Origin of the sequence: Flavobacterium gelidicaeli (assembly GCF_013294005.1) — a bacterium.
Classification (GTDB): Bacteria; Bacteroidota; Bacteroidia; order Flavobacteriales; family Flavobacteriaceae; genus Flavobacterium.
Map to the genome: position 1 here is coordinate 504,283 of NZ_JABSNK010000001.1, position 15,502 is coordinate 519,784.

The 15,502-nt window shown below is 33.2% G+C and carries 13 protein-coding genes; 6 read left to right on the forward strand and 7 right to left on the reverse strand.

Annotated features, from left to right (window positions below):
* The 5 genes from pstC to HNP99_RS02270 form a co-directional block, all read right to left on the reverse strand.
* A complete protein-coding gene (pstC, locus tag HNP99_RS02250) occupies window positions 1-1,209 on the reverse strand; it encodes a phosphate ABC transporter permease subunit PstC (protein WP_225738097.1) in 1,209 nt (402 codons plus the stop codon).
* Window positions 1,210-1,396: 187 nt separating this feature from the next.
* Entirely contained in the window at window positions 1,397-2,260 is an 864-nt protein-coding gene (locus tag HNP99_RS02255) for a PstS family phosphate ABC transporter substrate-binding protein (protein ID WP_173850829.1), read from the reverse strand.
* A 136-nt stretch (window positions 2,261-2,396) separates the two neighbouring features.
* Complete coding sequence (locus tag HNP99_RS02260) at window positions 2,397-3,614, reverse strand: porin family protein (protein WP_173850831.1); 1,218 nt, start codon at window positions 3,612-3,614, stop codon at window positions 2,397-2,399.
* Window positions 3,615-3,870: 256 nt separating this feature from the next.
* Entirely contained in the window at window positions 3,871-5,166 is a 1,296-nt protein-coding gene (locus HNP99_RS02265) for a porin (RefSeq protein WP_173850833.1), read from the reverse strand.
* A gap of 223 nt (window positions 5,167-5,389) precedes the next feature.
* Window positions 5,390-6,316, reverse strand: coding sequence for a LysR family transcriptional regulator (locus tag HNP99_RS02270; protein WP_173850835.1), 927 nt, complete (start codon window positions 6,314-6,316; stop codon window positions 5,390-5,392).
* A gap of 89 nt (window positions 6,317-6,405) precedes the next feature.
* Here HNP99_RS02270 and HNP99_RS02275 point away from each other — a divergent pair, with 89 nt between their 5' ends.
* From HNP99_RS02275 to HNP99_RS02285, 3 genes are read left to right on the forward strand one after another with little or no spacing between them, the layout of a single operon-like run.
* Window positions 6,406-6,714, forward strand: coding sequence for a hypothetical protein (locus HNP99_RS02275; RefSeq protein WP_173850837.1), 309 nt, complete (start codon window positions 6,406-6,408; stop codon window positions 6,712-6,714).
* Between the two features lie 44 nt (window positions 6,715-6,758).
* Window positions 6,759-7,718 carry an L-threonylcarbamoyladenylate synthase gene (locus HNP99_RS02280; protein ID WP_173850839.1) on the forward strand — a complete coding sequence of 320 codons (960 nt, stop codon included), beginning with the start codon at window positions 6,759-6,761 and terminating at the stop codon, window positions 7,716-7,718.
* Between the two features lie 21 nt (window positions 7,719-7,739).
* Window positions 7,740-8,702 (forward strand): sodium-dependent bicarbonate transport family permease, encoded by a 963-nt coding sequence (locus HNP99_RS02285; protein WP_173850841.1) that lies wholly within the window; start codon window positions 7,740-7,742, stop codon window positions 8,700-8,702.
* Between the two features lie 61 nt (window positions 8,703-8,763).
* Here HNP99_RS02285 and HNP99_RS02290 read toward each other — a convergent pair whose 3' ends face one another.
* Both HNP99_RS02290 and HNP99_RS02295 read right to left on the reverse strand, forming a co-directional pair.
* Complete coding sequence (locus HNP99_RS02290) at window positions 8,764-9,825, reverse strand: sensor histidine kinase (RefSeq protein ID WP_173850843.1); 1,062 nt, start codon at window positions 9,823-9,825, stop codon at window positions 8,764-8,766.
* 50 nt (window positions 9,826-9,875) lie between these two features.
* The gene (locus HNP99_RS02295) at window positions 9,876-10,559 is read right to left on the reverse strand and encodes a response regulator transcription factor (RefSeq protein ID WP_173850845.1); all 684 of its coding nucleotides are present in this window, start codon (window positions 10,557-10,559) and stop codon (window positions 9,876-9,878) included.
* A 221-nt stretch (window positions 10,560-10,780) separates the two neighbouring features.
* Here HNP99_RS02295 and HNP99_RS02300 point away from each other — a divergent pair, with 221 nt between their 5' ends.
* The 3 genes from HNP99_RS02300 to HNP99_RS02310 all read left to right on the forward strand — a co-directional run bounded on the left by HNP99_RS02300 (window position 10,781) and on the right by HNP99_RS02310 (window position 15,320).
* Window positions 10,781-13,543, forward strand: coding sequence for a TonB-dependent receptor (locus HNP99_RS02300; protein ID WP_173850847.1), 2,763 nt, complete (start codon window positions 10,781-10,783; stop codon window positions 13,541-13,543).
* Window positions 13,544-13,753: 210 nt separating this feature from the next.
* Entirely contained in the window at window positions 13,754-14,878 is a 1,125-nt protein-coding gene (locus HNP99_RS02305) for a hypothetical protein (protein ID WP_173850849.1), read from the forward strand.
* A 103-nt stretch (window positions 14,879-14,981) separates the two neighbouring features.
* Entirely contained in the window at window positions 14,982-15,320 is a 339-nt protein-coding gene (locus tag HNP99_RS02310) for a T9SS type A sorting domain-containing protein (protein WP_173850851.1), read from the forward strand.
* Window positions 15,321-15,502: the final 182 nt, after the last annotated feature.

Genomic DNA, 15,502 nt, shown 5'->3' on the forward strand with positions numbered 1-15,502 from the left:
TTAATGTTTTTTATGCGATTTTCTATTGGTAACCACTTCTACCAACATGTTGATTACAAACGTTATGATAAATAAGATACACCCCAATGCAAATAATGCTTCGTAATGCAAACCACCGTTTGGCGCTTCACCAAGTTCTGCTGCAATAGTTGCTGGAATTGTTCTTACCGGCTCTAACAAAGTTGTAGGTATCACTGCTGCATTACCGGTAACCATTAATACGGCCATTGTTTCTCCAATTGCTCTACCTATTCCTAATATCGCTCCAGCGGTAATACCAGAAGCTGAATAAGGCATAACGACTTTATAAATTGTTTGCCATTGACTTGCCCCTAATGCTAAACTGGCTTCTTTCATAGCGCGTGGCGTATTGCGCATGGCATCTTCAGAAATTGTGATGATTGTAGGTAAAGCCATAATTGCTAGCACAACACTTCCTGCTAATCCTGTTTCTCCTACCGGTAAATTAAAAGTGCTTTGTATAAGCGGTACAATAATCACCAATCCAAAGAAACCATAAACTACTGATGGAATTCCTGCTAGTAATTCAATTATAGGCTTCAAGATACTTCTTGTTCTTTTTTTAGCTATTTCACTTAAATAAATTGCAGCGGCTAATCCTATTGGCAAAGCCAATAAAATAGCACCAAAACTCACCCATAGCGTTCCGTATATCAATGGTTTCACTCCCATTTGCGCAATTGGCTGCGCTGTAGGAAACCATTCTTCGCCAGATAAAAATTCAGATACTTTTATTTTATCAATATCAAGTTCCCTTCCTTTAAAATCCTTGGCTTTGTATTTATCCGAAAAAAAGGCAATAATCCCAGGCGTTTTGGCGACAAGCTCATTGATTTTATCTGGAAAAAATTCAAAGTTTTTACCTAACTCTTCTTCTGTGTAATAATCTGTGATATCACCGGCTCTAAACAAAACGATCGGTACATCTTTGCCTCCAAGTTCTTTCCAATTCGTGATTTTTTGATCATAAATATCCTTTATCTCCGAAGGTTTTAATTTTCTTACTGGATTATCAACTGAAACTGCCAATAAAAAACCGTCGTCAATAGGTTTTTTACTAAAAACACCTGCTCCTTCAATGAATAGAAAAAAGACAATTAAAACAACTGTAATACTAGTAGCAGCACTACTTAGCATTAAAATAGTTTCAATAATTTTCTCTTTAATCTTTTTAAAATTTGTTTTCAAATCAGTTTATTTTATTTTCAACAAAATTACGTCAGGTATTCGCTTTCAATGTTCTTACATTGTTATCCTTATGTTAACTTAATGTTAAGCAAGATGATAAAATCGCAGTAGAATCAAGCCTTCGCAAACAAAAAAAGGCTGCCTCGAAAGACAACCTTTTTATAACTATAACAATTAACTTTTTTTATTATTTCAATGGTACGTAACCTACTTCTCCAACAATTTTTTGCCCTGCATCAGATAAAGCAAAATCAACAATTGTTTTTACTTTAGCTGCATTTGTTTTATCAAACATATAAAACAATGGTCTTGAAATTGGGTATGTTTTATCTTTTGCACTTGCTACAGAAGGCTCGATAAAAGTTTTTCCTTGATCATAAGAAACTGCCAGTTGTTTCACTTCTTTAGTTTCGTAAGCCAATCCAATGTATCCAATAGCTCCTTTAGTTTGTCCTACTGCTTGGACGATTGCTCCAGTTGCAGGTAAACTCAATATATTTGAAGCATAGTTTTTCTTGTCTAAAACCTCATCCTTAAAAAACTCATACGTTCCAGAAGAAGATTCTCTTGAATACGCTACAATTTTAGCATCTTCTCCACCTACTTCTTTCCAATTTGTAATTTGACCTGTAAAGATTTTTTCTAATTGCTCACGTGTTAATTTAGACACTTTATTGGCTGGATTAACAATTACTGTTAATGCATCATAAGCAATAATTACTTCTTCGATTTCTTTTTTCATTTCAGAGAATTTTAATTTCTCCTCTGTTTTCATATCTCTTGAAGCCATAGCAATATCAGTAGTTCCGTCAATCAAAGCGGTTAAACCTACACCAGAACCACCACCTACAACAGTTACACTTACATTAGCATCTGCTTTCATTAACTCTTCTGCTTCTTTTTGAGCTAATGGCAATACTGTATCACTTCCTTTAATAGTTACTGATACAGCCGCTGATGTGCTTTCAGTTCCTTTATCTTCAGTTTTAGCTTTACCACAACTTAACATACCAATTAATGGTAAGATTAAAAACAATTTAGTTTTGTTCATTTTATTTTTTTGTTATTTATTATTCTTATTTTTTACAAAAGTACTACGGCAATGTTAACTTTGCGTTAAGCTACCATTATACAATTTTTACTATTTAGCTTATTTGCATTAATTACTTAACATTAAAAAACGTTAATTAGATTCCTATTTCAACTTGAAAACGTGCATACCAATTATTATCAACGCTTCCTCCATAATTTTTTATATTATCGTAAGAGAACTCCCCTTGAAGTTTAATTTTATGTCCAAAAATATACTTAGATAATCCAATGGTGTATTCATCCACATTAGGACTAATGGTTTCAATATCTTTATCCACTTTTTGAGTTGAGAACCTACCTATAATTTGATAATTTGAAGGAAACAAATAACTCAATTGTGTGTCTACTCCGTGACCTACAAAAACGGCCTGACTTTTAGTAACATCTGTCGCACTTACTGTAATTGGGTTATCAGTCATTCTTGACATATAAGCTGCAGAAGCTGCCCATCCTTTGTATTTTAACATCGTATCAAAAAACAACGACTGTAAAGTTCTTGACTCATATAAACTACTTCCTAACTGTCCTTGAGATCGTAATGCATTATTGTTTTGGCTAAAAGCCCCAGAAATCATCCACTTTACTGATTTCTCTCTCATTAAATCGGCTTCAAAATTAGAACCGTTTTTAGTAAACGATCCCAAAGGGAACAACTCAACCTTTCCTGTCAATGCAATTCCGTCATCTTTTGTCTTCACCCAGTTCCTACCTTCTCCTTTAGTAATTGCCCCTTTTAATGCGTAGGCAAAATGAGTTGCATTCCCTTTTGAATAATCTAAAAAGACTCCAAAATCACGGTCAATATTAAACTTTGAATTATTGATGGAACGATCTGTAAGTTCTAATGAATTGGACGAAATTACACGTTGGTTATTTCCTGGTAATTTTGTTTGACCAAAACCAATAGTAAAACTTGGAGTCGCCTTATAAAAAAGTACTCCGTCTAGAATTACATTTCCACTATTCCCTACCACTACTGTACCTATATCTCTTGCCGAAAAACCCAATTCTACTTTATAACCAAACCTTGGATTATAAACAAAACCGTCTAGTTTTAAACGCATCCTTCTAATTTCGCCTTCTACAATTCCAGAATTACCTTCTTCTTTACCGTAACCTATTCTACTTTGAACTCTAAACCCAATATTTACTTGAAATAAACTGTCTTTTTCGGTAAATCCAAGTTTTTTACTTGAATTAAGATATTGTGATAATTCTGTTTTTTTAGCAACCTCTTTTACTTCAATTTTATTTTCCTGAGCCGATGTTAATAGCGTAAACAGAAGCACTATACTTAATAAAAATTTCTTCATTTTAATTATTTGTTATTGTTGTGTTATTGCCGTGCAAAATTAATGTTAATAAAGACCTTAAGCATTAAGACAAGGTTAACATAACGATAAGCTAAGGTCAATAAAAGTAACTAAGTATTTAATAAATAGACAGTTAATAAATAACAACTAAATAACAGAATGGTTTCAATTCAAATTAATTGCCTAAATTATAGACATAAAAAAACTTCAAACACTTTTTTAAAAGCATTTGAAGTTTATATTATATTATTTTGATCTAAAAATTAAACTGCGCTTGTAATCGCAATAAATTTCCTTTTTGCCTATTGTCTTTAAGTGCGCTATCTTCAAATGTCCTGTCAGCAATCACATAAGTAGCCGTTAACTCAAACGCTTTAAAAGGCTGCCACTCTAATCCCAACTCATAATCTCTCACTGTATAACTTCTAGCATCTTTCTCAAATTTCTTTCCGCCATCGTAATACTGAAATTTAGCAAATGGATATAGCAATTGATTTTTTGGTAAATCCCACTTGTAATTTAGTGTGATATACCCTCCTTCTAAATGCGATACATCAACTGAATTGGTCAGCTTATTGTAACGAGGTCCTTTACCAATATTATATTCTGTTTGAATACCAAATGGTTTTGGATACAATACAAAAGAGGCCGCTATTCTTTGGTCTAAAGTGTTTTGCTTGTTATTTACTGTCACCCCTGATGAAATTTCGCTTCCAAAAGCCCACTTACCCGTATATGCTTGAATTCCTGGTTCAATAATTTGATTTCCTATTACAAATGGATAACTCACTCTCGTCACAACATGTAGATTTCTATTCCCTTCTGATTTATTTGAGGTTTGCCCATTGTAAGCTCCAAATGCAAAAACACCATAATCTCCTGATCCTTTATACCCATCTTTGACAAGCATAGCAAAACGCTCTCTTATTTCGCTTGGCGCCCAATAGAAAAATGCTCCTAAATCACGCTCATTTGCAACAGCACTGTTCAAGGCATCGTTACGGTCTAGAGTCAATCGATTTTGACTTGATTGCATGTTTTCAAATCCAAAAGGAACTTTACTTTGTCCTATCCTTACTCTGTACTCCTTCTTTTTATCAAATGATAAGTCAAAATAAGCATCTCGTAATTGCAAAAAATTATTAACTCCACTAGACGGTGAACTGGCTAGATCTGGCTGAATGTAGAAATATACATTAGGGTGTATTTGTCCTGAAAATACAATACGTGCTCGTCTAATAAAGAATCCATTGTTTGATTTCACGTCGTCACCAATCGCAGTCGTACCCCAGGATTTATCACATTGCTCACAGGATACTTTGTCATTTGTAGATAACAAACCGTTGTACCTCACTTGCGCATAACCCCTAATACTAATTTTATCATACCATTGGGCATCCTTTTTGGGCTTTGCTTTTTCTTCAGCTGCCTTTACTTTGTTGATAGAGTCCAAAACACGAACCACCTCTTTTGTGATAATGTCCTTACTCAGTTCTTGCGCCTGAAGCATTCCTGTACTAATTATACAAAGTGCAATTAAAAGTTTTTTCATGGTGGAATAGATTCTTAATTTTTTTTAGCAAAGATGCTATTGCATTGTAAAGTTAATGTTACCGAATTATTAAAAAATTAACTTAATTTTTACAATTTTTTAACCCTATAAAAACCAAAATATAACCTACAAAAAATCTAAAAATCCTTTAATTTACAGTGCTTTTAAAAGAGTAACTACACTTAAAAAAAAGAAACACTTCCAATCTACTATGAACTGTTTTTTACTTTTTATCTTTAATCCATTTAAAAGAATCATCTATAATGCGCTCTTTATGGTTTTGGATAAACTCCAAATAAGCACTTGCGACCGGAGAAAACTTCTTTCCTTTTAACCAAATCAAATTCCAATTTGACTTTATAGGTAATCCTTTTACCGGTACAATTTGCAAACTCCCATTATTGAGTTCGTTTTTCACCCCTATTAATGGCATAATAGAGCAACCCAATCCCGCCAAAACAGCTTGCTTTACCGCTTCATTTCCTGTGAGTTCTACTTTTTTAGGAACATTGAGATTATTGTTATCAATAAATTTCTCCATCACATAGCGCGTTCCTGAACCCTCCTCACGGTAAATAACAGCCAGTTCCTCTAAAACAGAAACTTCATATTTTTTTTTATCTAAAGTTTGACTTGCGTTTACCATCATATAAAGTTCATTAGGTAACAGTTCTACTTTTTCAATTTGTATTGAATCTGGCAAAACCGAAACCAAGGAAAAGTCGACTTCATTGTGCTCTAAACTTTCTAGGACCTGCTTTTTATTGGTTACATCCAAAATCAAATCTACTCCCGGATTGTTTTTCAAAAAATCAGAAAGAAAATAAGGCATAACATATTTACCAGTAGAAACAATAGAAATTTTTAAGCGTCCGCTCAATTCCCCTTTGTAAGACAAGGTTTTGTAATTAATCGCTTCTACTTCATTAAGTACCTTCTCAGCAGCGACAGCGATCTCTTGTCCAAAATCAGTAACATACAGTTTCCTGCCAATTACCTCCGTCAATGGAAATTCAAATTGATCTTGAAAATTTTTTAACTGTATCGAAACAGCTGGTTGTGTAAGATGTAGTTCTACAGCGGCCTTAGTAATGCTCTTGTTTTGAGCCACCTTTAAAAAAACATATAACTGATGCAAAGTATAGTTCATAAAAATATTTTATGGATTTCATTACAAATATAAATAAAAACAAATGGATTGACCGTTTTACATTTGCAGCAAATTAAACAATCAAAGCAATGAAAACAGAAAAAGAATTACAGTTCCAATTAGTTGAAGGGGAATACGCGCCGCTTGAAGCTAAGAAAATCTTACTAGGATTAATAAACAGCAAAATCAACTTTCATCAATTAGAACATTTTAGTAACGAAATTAGATTTAACGAAAAAAATTCGCACTCAAAACTTAGAGTTGAATTGCTTACCGATGCCGCAGACAATATTTCGGATTTAGTCGCTTATTCTACAGCAAATAACATGCAATTTAAAATAGAGGGTAATATACAAATTACCTTAGTTCCTATTGAAAAAACAGCATTAAAAGCATAAAACTAACGCAATAAACCCACTCTAAAAGATTTTAAAATTTAAAAATGGCCTTAATTAGCTCTTCAATACCAGACGCCGCTTCACTTTTAAATCAAAACGAAATTGTAGCTATTCCTACTGAAACGGTTTACGGTCTGGCAGGCAATGCTTTTAGTGCAATCGCTCTCAAAAAGATTTTCGAATTGAAACAACGACCATTTTACAATCCGCTCATTGTACATATCAAATCGGTTGATGATTTAAAGTTGATTGCTGCCGAAATTCCTAAAAAAGCACAAGTACTAGCCGATACTTTTTGGCCTGGACCCTTGACTTTGGTTCTAAAAAAGCAAGCAAACATTCCGGATCTCGTAACTGCAGGAAAAGACACTGTTGCGATTCGAGTTCCCAATCACCCAGTCGCATTATCTCTTTTGAAACAATTGAACTTTCCGCTGGCGGCGCCAAGTGCAAATCCGTTTGGTTCCATAAGTCCAACCAAAGCATCTCATGTTGCCAACTATTTTAGTACATCATCATTGACGGTTTTAGAAGGAGGCGAATGTCGCAGCGGGATAGAATCGACTATAATAGGATTTGAAAATGAATCGGCTGTTTTATATCGACTAGGATCTGTGACAATTGAAGAAATTGAAGCTGTAATTGGCACATTAAAAATCAACAGGCATTCAGAAGAAGCACCAGCTGCACCAGGAATGTTGTCTAGACATTATGCGCCAAAAACACAAACCATCTTAACTACAAATATCAGCGAAACGCTGTCTCTATTTAAAACAAAAAGAATTGGCTTATTGACTTTTCGAGATCGGCATGACGATCAAAACATCGTGACCCAAAAAGTATTATCTACCAATGGAAATTTGGCGGAAGCCGCAACCCACTTGTATGACGCATTACACCAACTAGATCAATTGCAACTAGATGTTATTATTGCCGAAAAATTTCCAAAACATGGTTTGGGACGCTCCATTAATGACCGACTAGAACGTGCAACAAAAAAATAAATCTATCTTAAAAAACTTAAAATGAACTTTGACTTACTACTTGAAAACATCACTAATCCAGCCTTACTCTTTTTCTTACTTGGTATCATCGCTGTTCGTTTAAAAAGTGATTTAGAAATCCCAAAAAACTCTTCAAAATTCATCTCGCTTTACCTGCTTTTCTCCATCGGTTTTAAAGGAGGTCAGGAATTGGCGCATAGTTATTTCACGCTGGATATTATTTGGTCTGTTGCATTTGGAATCTTAATTGCAGTGCTTATTCCGTTCTATAGTTTCTTTATTCTAAAAAGGTATTTTAGTATCGAAAACTCTGGCGCTATCGCTGCTGCGTATGGCTCTGTAAGCGCAGTAACATTTGTGACCGCCATAACTTTTTTAGAAATGCAAAACTACACTTTTAGCGGGCATATGGTTGCCGTTATGGCACTTATGGAAGCGCCAGCAATAATTGTGGGTGTAATTTTAATTCGATTGTATAATAAAAACGAAATTCATAGCACCAAAATGAGTTCGCTGGTAAAACATTCTTTTACTAATGGTAGTGTGCTTTTAATTACAGGAAGTTTGATCATAGGTCTTTTGGCAAGCGATCAACAAGCTTTGGGAATCAAACCTTTTACAACAGATATGTTCAAAGGATTTCTAGCGATATTTTTACTAGACATGGGAATTGTAAGTGGTCGTAAATTGAATGACTTTTTTAAAAGTGGTTGGTTCAGTTTTTTCTTTGCCATTATTATTCCATTGATCAACGGAATCATTGTAGCTTATGTCACTCATTTTATAACAGACGATATTGGTAACCGATTTATATTTGCAGTTCTCGCTTCGAGTGCTTCCTATATTGCAGTTCCTGCCGCAATGAAGATTGCGGTACCAAAGGCAAATCCAGGTATTTTTTTACCTATGGCGCTGGCAATAACCTTCCCTTTTAATATCACCTTTGGGATGCCTATTTACCTATCTATAGTATTGTGTAGTTAATAATACCATTAATTTAACAGAAAAAGGCTGTTTCTAAATCTCGAAACAGCCTTTTACTATTTTATTTATTAACCACTTTTTCGATGGTAAAAGAAAACTCAGAACCAATACCAAATTCACTTTCTACATATATCTTCTCTTTGTGAGCTTCTATAATATGTTTCACAATGGCGAGCCCTAATCCAGAACCGCCCTCTGATCGTGAACCGCTTTTATTGACGCGATAAAAACGTTCAAAAAGTCGTGGGATATTTTGTTTTTCAATTCCTTCACCGTTATCACTTATTCGAACAAGAACTTTTTTCTTAGTTAAGTTTACTACAGCAACCTCTGTAGTCCCCTCTTTTTTTCCGTATTTAATAGAGTTTACAATTAAGTTCTCTATTACTTGCTGCACTCTATCTTTATCAGCTCTAACAAAATTAGGCTGGATGTGGTAGTTTTCGAATGCTAAAGTTATTTTCTTTTTCTCAGCTTTCATTTCCAACAAATCAAAAACATTTTGAATTAGCTCCACAATATCAAACTCAGAATAATCTAAATTCAAATCGCCCACTTCAAGCTTGGTAATCATATCAAGATCTTCAACAATATAGATTAAACGTTCTACTCCTTTTTCGGCACGTTTTAGGTATTTTTTTCTAATGGCTTTGTCTTCCATTGCTCCGTCCAGAAGTGTCGAAATATACCCTTGAACTGTAAATAAAGGCGTTTTTAATTCATGCGAAACATTACCTAAGAATTCCCTCCTATACTGTTCTCTTACTTGCAACATTTCTATTTCCAGTTTTTTATCAGTAGCAAACTTCTTTACTTCTCTAGTCAATGTTTCCATATCTGTAGTGATGGGTTGATTGATAAAAGTACTAGATTCTAAAAGCGAGACATCATCATAAATCTTTTTTACGCGTCGGTATATAAAATGCTCCACACGGTATTGTAAAACTAAAAATGAGAAAACATAAATTATAAATATAAAAACCATCCCAAATAAGAACAGCTTTTGAAGATCATTCTCAAAAATAATACTAGCGAGCAACACAGCAAATGCTGTTGCAAAAACGCTAATGAACAATGCGGATTTTACAGCGAATTTATAGGTTTTTTTAAAACTTATTTTCATTTATAGTAGGTAGATTATTTAATAAAAGAGTTTGATAAACAACTACTTGCCTACACTTCAAACTTATAACCTACTCCTTTTATTGTTTTAAAAAAATCTTCACCTATTTTTTCACGTAGTTTTCTAATATGTACGTCTATTGTCCTACCACCTACAACAACCTCGTTACCCCAAACTTTATCTAGAATTTCATCACGTTTAAAAACTTTTCCTGGTTTTGAAGCTAATAAATAGAACAATTCAAATTCTTTTCTTGGCAATGATATTTCTACACCGTCTTGAACAATTTTATATTCTTCTCTATTGATTTCGATTCCGCCTACGTTTAAGGTTTCGCTATTTTGCTCTTTTTCCTTTAATCGTCTTAACAATGCTTTTACTTTGCTAACTAACAATTTTGGTTTTATTGGTTTAGTGATATAATCATCTGCACCAGCATCAAAACCGGCAACTTGAGAGTAATCTTCGCTGCGAGCAGTTAAAAAAGTTATGATAACATTACTTAATTCAGGGATTTTTCTAATGTTCTCACAAGCTTCCATTCCATCCATTTCTGGCATCATTACATCCATAATAATTAAGTCAGGCACTTCTTTTTTGGCTTTAGCTATAGCTTCTTTACCATTTGCAGCAGTAAAAATTTGATATCCTTCTTGGGTTAAATTATACCCTACTATTTCTAAGATATCCGGCTCATCATCAACAAGTAAGATCTTTGTGTGTTTTTTTTTCATTGGTAACAAATAATATTTATCGCATTCAATTCTACCTTAAATGGTATTCGACGGAGTTAATTTCGAATGTAAATATAATACTATTTCGATTGTTAAAAAACTGTCTTCATGGTAATTTAATATGGTAACCTTTTGTTAATATTCAAGAAACAAAATGGTAACCTCCCAATAACGCAAACTTTACAAGTACCCCATTACTTTGCAAAAAATTAAACACAACTATGAAACTGAAATTATTCATTTTAACGCTTTTTATCAGTACCCTTACTTTCGCACAAAATAAAGGTACTATTGCTGGAGTACTAACTGATAAAGATTCAAACAACGAAACACTACCTTTTGCTAACGTATTATTAAAAGGTACACCAATAAATACAACCACAGATATCGATGGAAAATATAGCTTAAAAGCACCTGCAGGTAATTATGTAATACAATTTAGCTTTATAGGTTACGAAACAATTGAAGCTGCTGTAACTGTAAAAAGTGACGAGACAATTACAATGAGTAAAGCATTAGGTTCATCAAGCTATAAACTAGATGACGTGGTTATTAAAGCTGCTCCTACAAATAGACAAAAGGAAACTGCTTTATTGTTAGACCAAAAAAATGCAGTTGAAATTAAGCAATCAATTGGAGCACAAGAATTATCTAGAAAAGGTGTAAGTGACGTTGCATCTGCTGTGACTAAAGTAAGTGGTGTATCTAAACAAGAGGGCTCAGGAAGTGTTTTTGTTAGAGGATTAGGAGACCGTTATAATGTAACGACTTTAAATGGATTGCCGTTACCATCTAACAACCCGAAAAATAAAAATATACTTTTAGACATATTCTCAACAGATATTGTTGAATCAGTAGGAATTAGTAAAACATTTGAATCTCAAAATTACGCAGATTTTGGAGGAGCAAATGTAGATATTGTATCCAAGAAAATGACAGGTTCACCATTTATTCAAATTGGCGTAGGTGTAGGTACAAACTCAAATGTAGCTAAACTTGATAATTTCTACTTGCAAGACGGTCCTTCTTACTCGGGTTTTAGTAAAACAAATGCACCAAGCAATCCTTTACTACCATACAACTATACTAATAGCTGGGACAGACAAGAAAGAAAAAATACTTTAAATAATAATATTTCTTTATCTGCAGGAAAAAAATTCAATTTGGGTGCAAATAGTACTATTAGCGCTTTTGTTACTGCTGGATTTGATGCCGAGAACAAATATAACGAAGGGATCTATAGAACAACTATTACTGCACAAGGTGCTGCCAATACTGATTACTTTAGAAAATCATATCAATTCAATACTAATTCTACCGTAATGGGTACCGCAGATTACAAAATCAATAGAAATAACTCTATTTTGTTTACTACTTTATTTTTAAACTCTACTTCGCAAGATTATAGTGAGTATGAGGGGTTCAATATTGAGTTCTCTGGATTAGACCAAATTGGTTTTATAAAACGCGGAACTTTCGATAAAACACAATTAATTGTAAACCAATTGCTAGGTAAGCACAAATACAATGAAAGAATTACAGCAAATTGGGGTCTTGGATACAGTATATTAGATAACACTATTCCAGATCGTATGCAAAATACTTTTGTTCCCTCAAGTGATGGATCTACAGATTACACTTTTTTCAAAAACTCAAGTATAAATAACCACCGTTATTACCAAGGTTTGACTGAAAAAGAATGGTCAGCAAATATTTCAGGCTCATACAATTTTGCAAAAATAGCTGAGGATGAATTTAAAGGTAAAGTAACTCTTGGTTATTCAGGAAAAATGAAAACTGTTGATTTTGATTCACAACAATATTCTTTTTTTCCACAAACAAATAAAACTCTTTTTTCAAAAGATGAATTCAATAACACAGATCAATACTTAGACAGTACAAATTTTGATCTGGCTGCAGGCGATAGTTCAAGCAAATTATCTCAATTTTATAACGGTCATTTAAATATTCACTCTGTATATGGAAATGCATTATACAATTTTAGTGATAAATTATCTGTCTTGTTAGGAGGTAGATTTGAGCAAATTGAACAATATGTTTATTATATAAGTTTAGATGCTCCTGATGGAATTGGTAAAACGTATGCTCCAGTAAAATTCTTACCAAGCATTATTGCAAAATATAAATTAACCGACAAACAAAATTTGAAATTTGCTGCAAGTAACACTTACACTTTACCACAGTTCAAGGAAAAAGTTAAAATCTTATTTCAAGAGGTAGGACAGAGTTATGAAGGTAACGATAAATTATATGCATCTACAAACTACAATGCCGATTTAAGCTGGGAATTATACCCTACTAGTGACGAAATTCTTTCTTTAACTGCTTTTGGAAAATTAATCCAAAATCCAATTAACGAAATGTACACCAACTCTTCTTCGGGTAATATTACTTGGGCAAATACAGGAGACAATGCAGTTGTAGCTGGAATCGAATTAGAATTGAGAAAAAATATTTATGAAACTTCTGATGTAAACAATTTGAAAGAAAAATTGAGCTTTGGATTCAATGGTTCTTACATGTATCAAGATATGGATTTGAGTAATGCAAAAGTTTTGAGTGAAAATGGTTTTGGAGCTAACTTTACGTATACAAATTCAAAATTATCAGGAGCAGCCGATTTCTTAGCAAACACTGATATTTCTTTTTCGAAAGAATTTAAAAACGATAAAGACATCACTGCCACTGTAACCTATGCTTACGTTTCTGATAAATTAGCAGTAATAGGAACTTCCGAAAGAGGAAACCTTATTGATAAATCAGTTGGCAGATTAGACTTTATTGTAAAATCAAACTTGTCTAAAAAATTAAATTTAGGTTTTTCATTTAAAAACATTCTCAACCCAGTTTATGAAAGATTCACTGATCAAAGTAATGCCCCACTAATTAAAACTGCTGATGTCGTTGCTAGCTCTTATAAAATAGGATCAAACTTAAGCCTATCACTTAATTACAAATTTTAATAAAAAATTAAAATAGATTACAAAAGAGGTAGTTGATAATCATCAGCTACCTCTTTTTATTATACTTTAAAATAGATGTAAACTTAATGTTAATGAAATTGAAAATCCTATAAAAATCCTTAACAGCAAAGTAATAATGCCTTAACCTGATAAAAACACTAATCATGTTTCTTTGTAGTGTCAAAAAAAACATAAACAAAATTAAAAAAAATGAAAAAATCAATTTTAGCAATTTTAACAGTAGTGACTATTGCATTTACGAGCTGTACTAGCGACAGTCCAGAACCAACACAAATACCTACAAATACTTTTGATTTAAAAGTAGGGGATTTAAAAGGAGAAATTACTAATAACGAAACAGTAACTCTAGATGCAACAAAAACATACACATTAACTGGAGGGTTAATCGTAAGATCTGGTGCTTCATTAGTAATTCCTGCTGGAACAACAATTAAATCTGACCCAACAGCTGACGGAGAAAAAGCAAAAACAATTTTCATTGCTGTAGAAAGAGGTGCAAAAATTTATGTAAATGGAACTTCTGCTAAACCAGTAGTAATGACATCAGGTAAAGCAACTCCTACGGAAGGAAACTGGGGTGGATTAATTATCTGTGGTGATGCAAAAGTAAACACTGGAGATAACGGAACATCTGAAGTAGGTGGATTATTATACGGTGGTAACAATAACGAGGATAACTCTGGAAAAATCAACTACTTGAAAATTTCTTACACTGGATCTAAATTTAGTGATAGTAAAGAGTACAACGGAGTATCCTTCTTTGGAGTAGGTAGTGGTACTGAAGTATCAAATATCTATACTTTTGAAAGTGGAGATGATGCAGTTGAATTCTTTGGAGGTGCAGTAAACGCAACTAACCTTGTATTAATCAACTCTTATGATGATTCATTAGATTTCGCAGATGGATACGTAGGAACAATCACAAATGTTTACATCAGCGGTGTATCATTTGCAGGAGTTGAAGGTTCTAACAATGGAGCTAATGATATAGCATTGCCAATGACAAATGCAAAAATAACAAACATCTCTATTATTAAAGGAGCAGAAGCTAAATTTACAGCTTCTGAAAAAGCAATCAACTTTAAAGAAGGTGGTGGAATCGAAACATACACAAACTTATATGTAAGCGGAATCGAAACTCTTGCAAAACTTGATAGTAATACAGGAGCAACTGCAAGAATTGCTGCAGGAGAATTTAAAGTAAACGATTTAGACTTCGTAACTGCTAACAATCTTACATCTTTTTACGTAACTACTCAAACTGGTGCAGGTGCAGGAGTAACTTTACCTACTTGGGCAGACTGGACTAAATAATAAAAACATAATATTCATACAAAAATGTCTTTCTTAACTGAAAGACATTTTTTTTTGGTATAGTCTTTGTTTTTTGTATATTTACTTAACAAAAATCACATTGATGGCAAAAAATTACTTTTATAGTGTTCTTTTATTGGTTTTTTTATTCTCTCTTAGCAGCAATGCTCAAGATACTAAGCAATTACCTAAAGCACAACAAGCGACTACAATCGAAGGATTGAATTTGTATCCTAATCCCGTGAGCAACGGTAAAGTATACATCTCGACAAAAAACGATGCCGAAAAACAAATCATTATTTTTGATTTGCTCGGAAAAAAAGTACTTCAAACAACACTTATTTCTAAAGAATTAAATATCTCATCATTAAGCCCTGGTGTTTACATCATTAAAATTGATGAACAAAACGCAACAGCGACTCGCAAGTTAATTGTAAGATGAAATTCACAGTTAAAACCAAAAATTTAAAGCTCCTCTTAACCGTGGGGCTTTTTTTATACCCTTTGCCCCCATATTGAAATTAAACTCTATAGACAAAAAGCCAAAATATTTGATTAAACATGCTTAAAACCTGCAATAGTCAATAAAAAAAATCACAATGATCGAAATGGTTCTTCCCACAA

Excerpts from the sequence above, each read along its gene's own strand:
- HNP99_RS02280 (WP_173850839.1), top strand. The coding sequence starts at position 6,759 with ATGGCCTTAATTAGCTCTTCAATACCAGACGCCGCTTCACTTTTAAAT.
- HNP99_RS02290 (WP_173850843.1), bottom strand. The coding sequence starts at position 9,825 with ATGAAAATAAGTTTTAAAAAAACCTATAAATTCGCTGTAAAATCCGCA.
- HNP99_RS02310 (WP_173850851.1), top strand. The coding sequence starts at position 14,982 with ATGGCAAAAAATTACTTTTATAGTGTTCTTTTATTGGTTTTTTTATTC.
- HNP99_RS02275 (WP_173850837.1), top strand. The coding sequence starts at position 6,406 with ATGAAAACAGAAAAAGAATTACAGTTCCAATTAGTTGAAGGGGAATAC.
- HNP99_RS02285 (WP_173850841.1), top strand. The coding sequence starts at position 7,740 with ATGAACTTTGACTTACTACTTGAAAACATCACTAATCCAGCCTTACTC.
- HNP99_RS02295 (WP_173850845.1), bottom strand. The coding sequence starts at position 10,559 with ATGAAAAAAAAACACACAAAGATCTTACTTGTTGATGATGAGCCGGAT.
- HNP99_RS02265 (WP_173850833.1), bottom strand. The coding sequence starts at position 5,166 with ATGAAAAAACTTTTAATTGCACTTTGTATAATTAGTACAGGAATGCTT.
- HNP99_RS02255 (WP_173850829.1), bottom strand. The coding sequence starts at position 2,260 with ATGAACAAAACTAAATTGTTTTTAATCTTACCATTAATTGGTATGTTA.
- HNP99_RS02305 (WP_173850849.1), top strand. The coding sequence starts at position 13,754 with ATGAAAAAATCAATTTTAGCAATTTTAACAGTAGTGACTATTGCATTT.
- HNP99_RS02260 (WP_173850831.1), bottom strand. The coding sequence starts at position 3,614 with ATGAAGAAATTTTTATTAAGTATAGTGCTTCTGTTTACGCTATTAACA.
- HNP99_RS02270 (WP_173850835.1), bottom strand. The coding sequence starts at position 6,316 with ATGAACTATACTTTGCATCAGTTATATGTTTTTTTAAAGGTGGCTCAA.
- HNP99_RS02300 (WP_173850847.1), top strand. The coding sequence starts at position 10,781 with ATGAAACTGAAATTATTCATTTTAACGCTTTTTATCAGTACCCTTACT.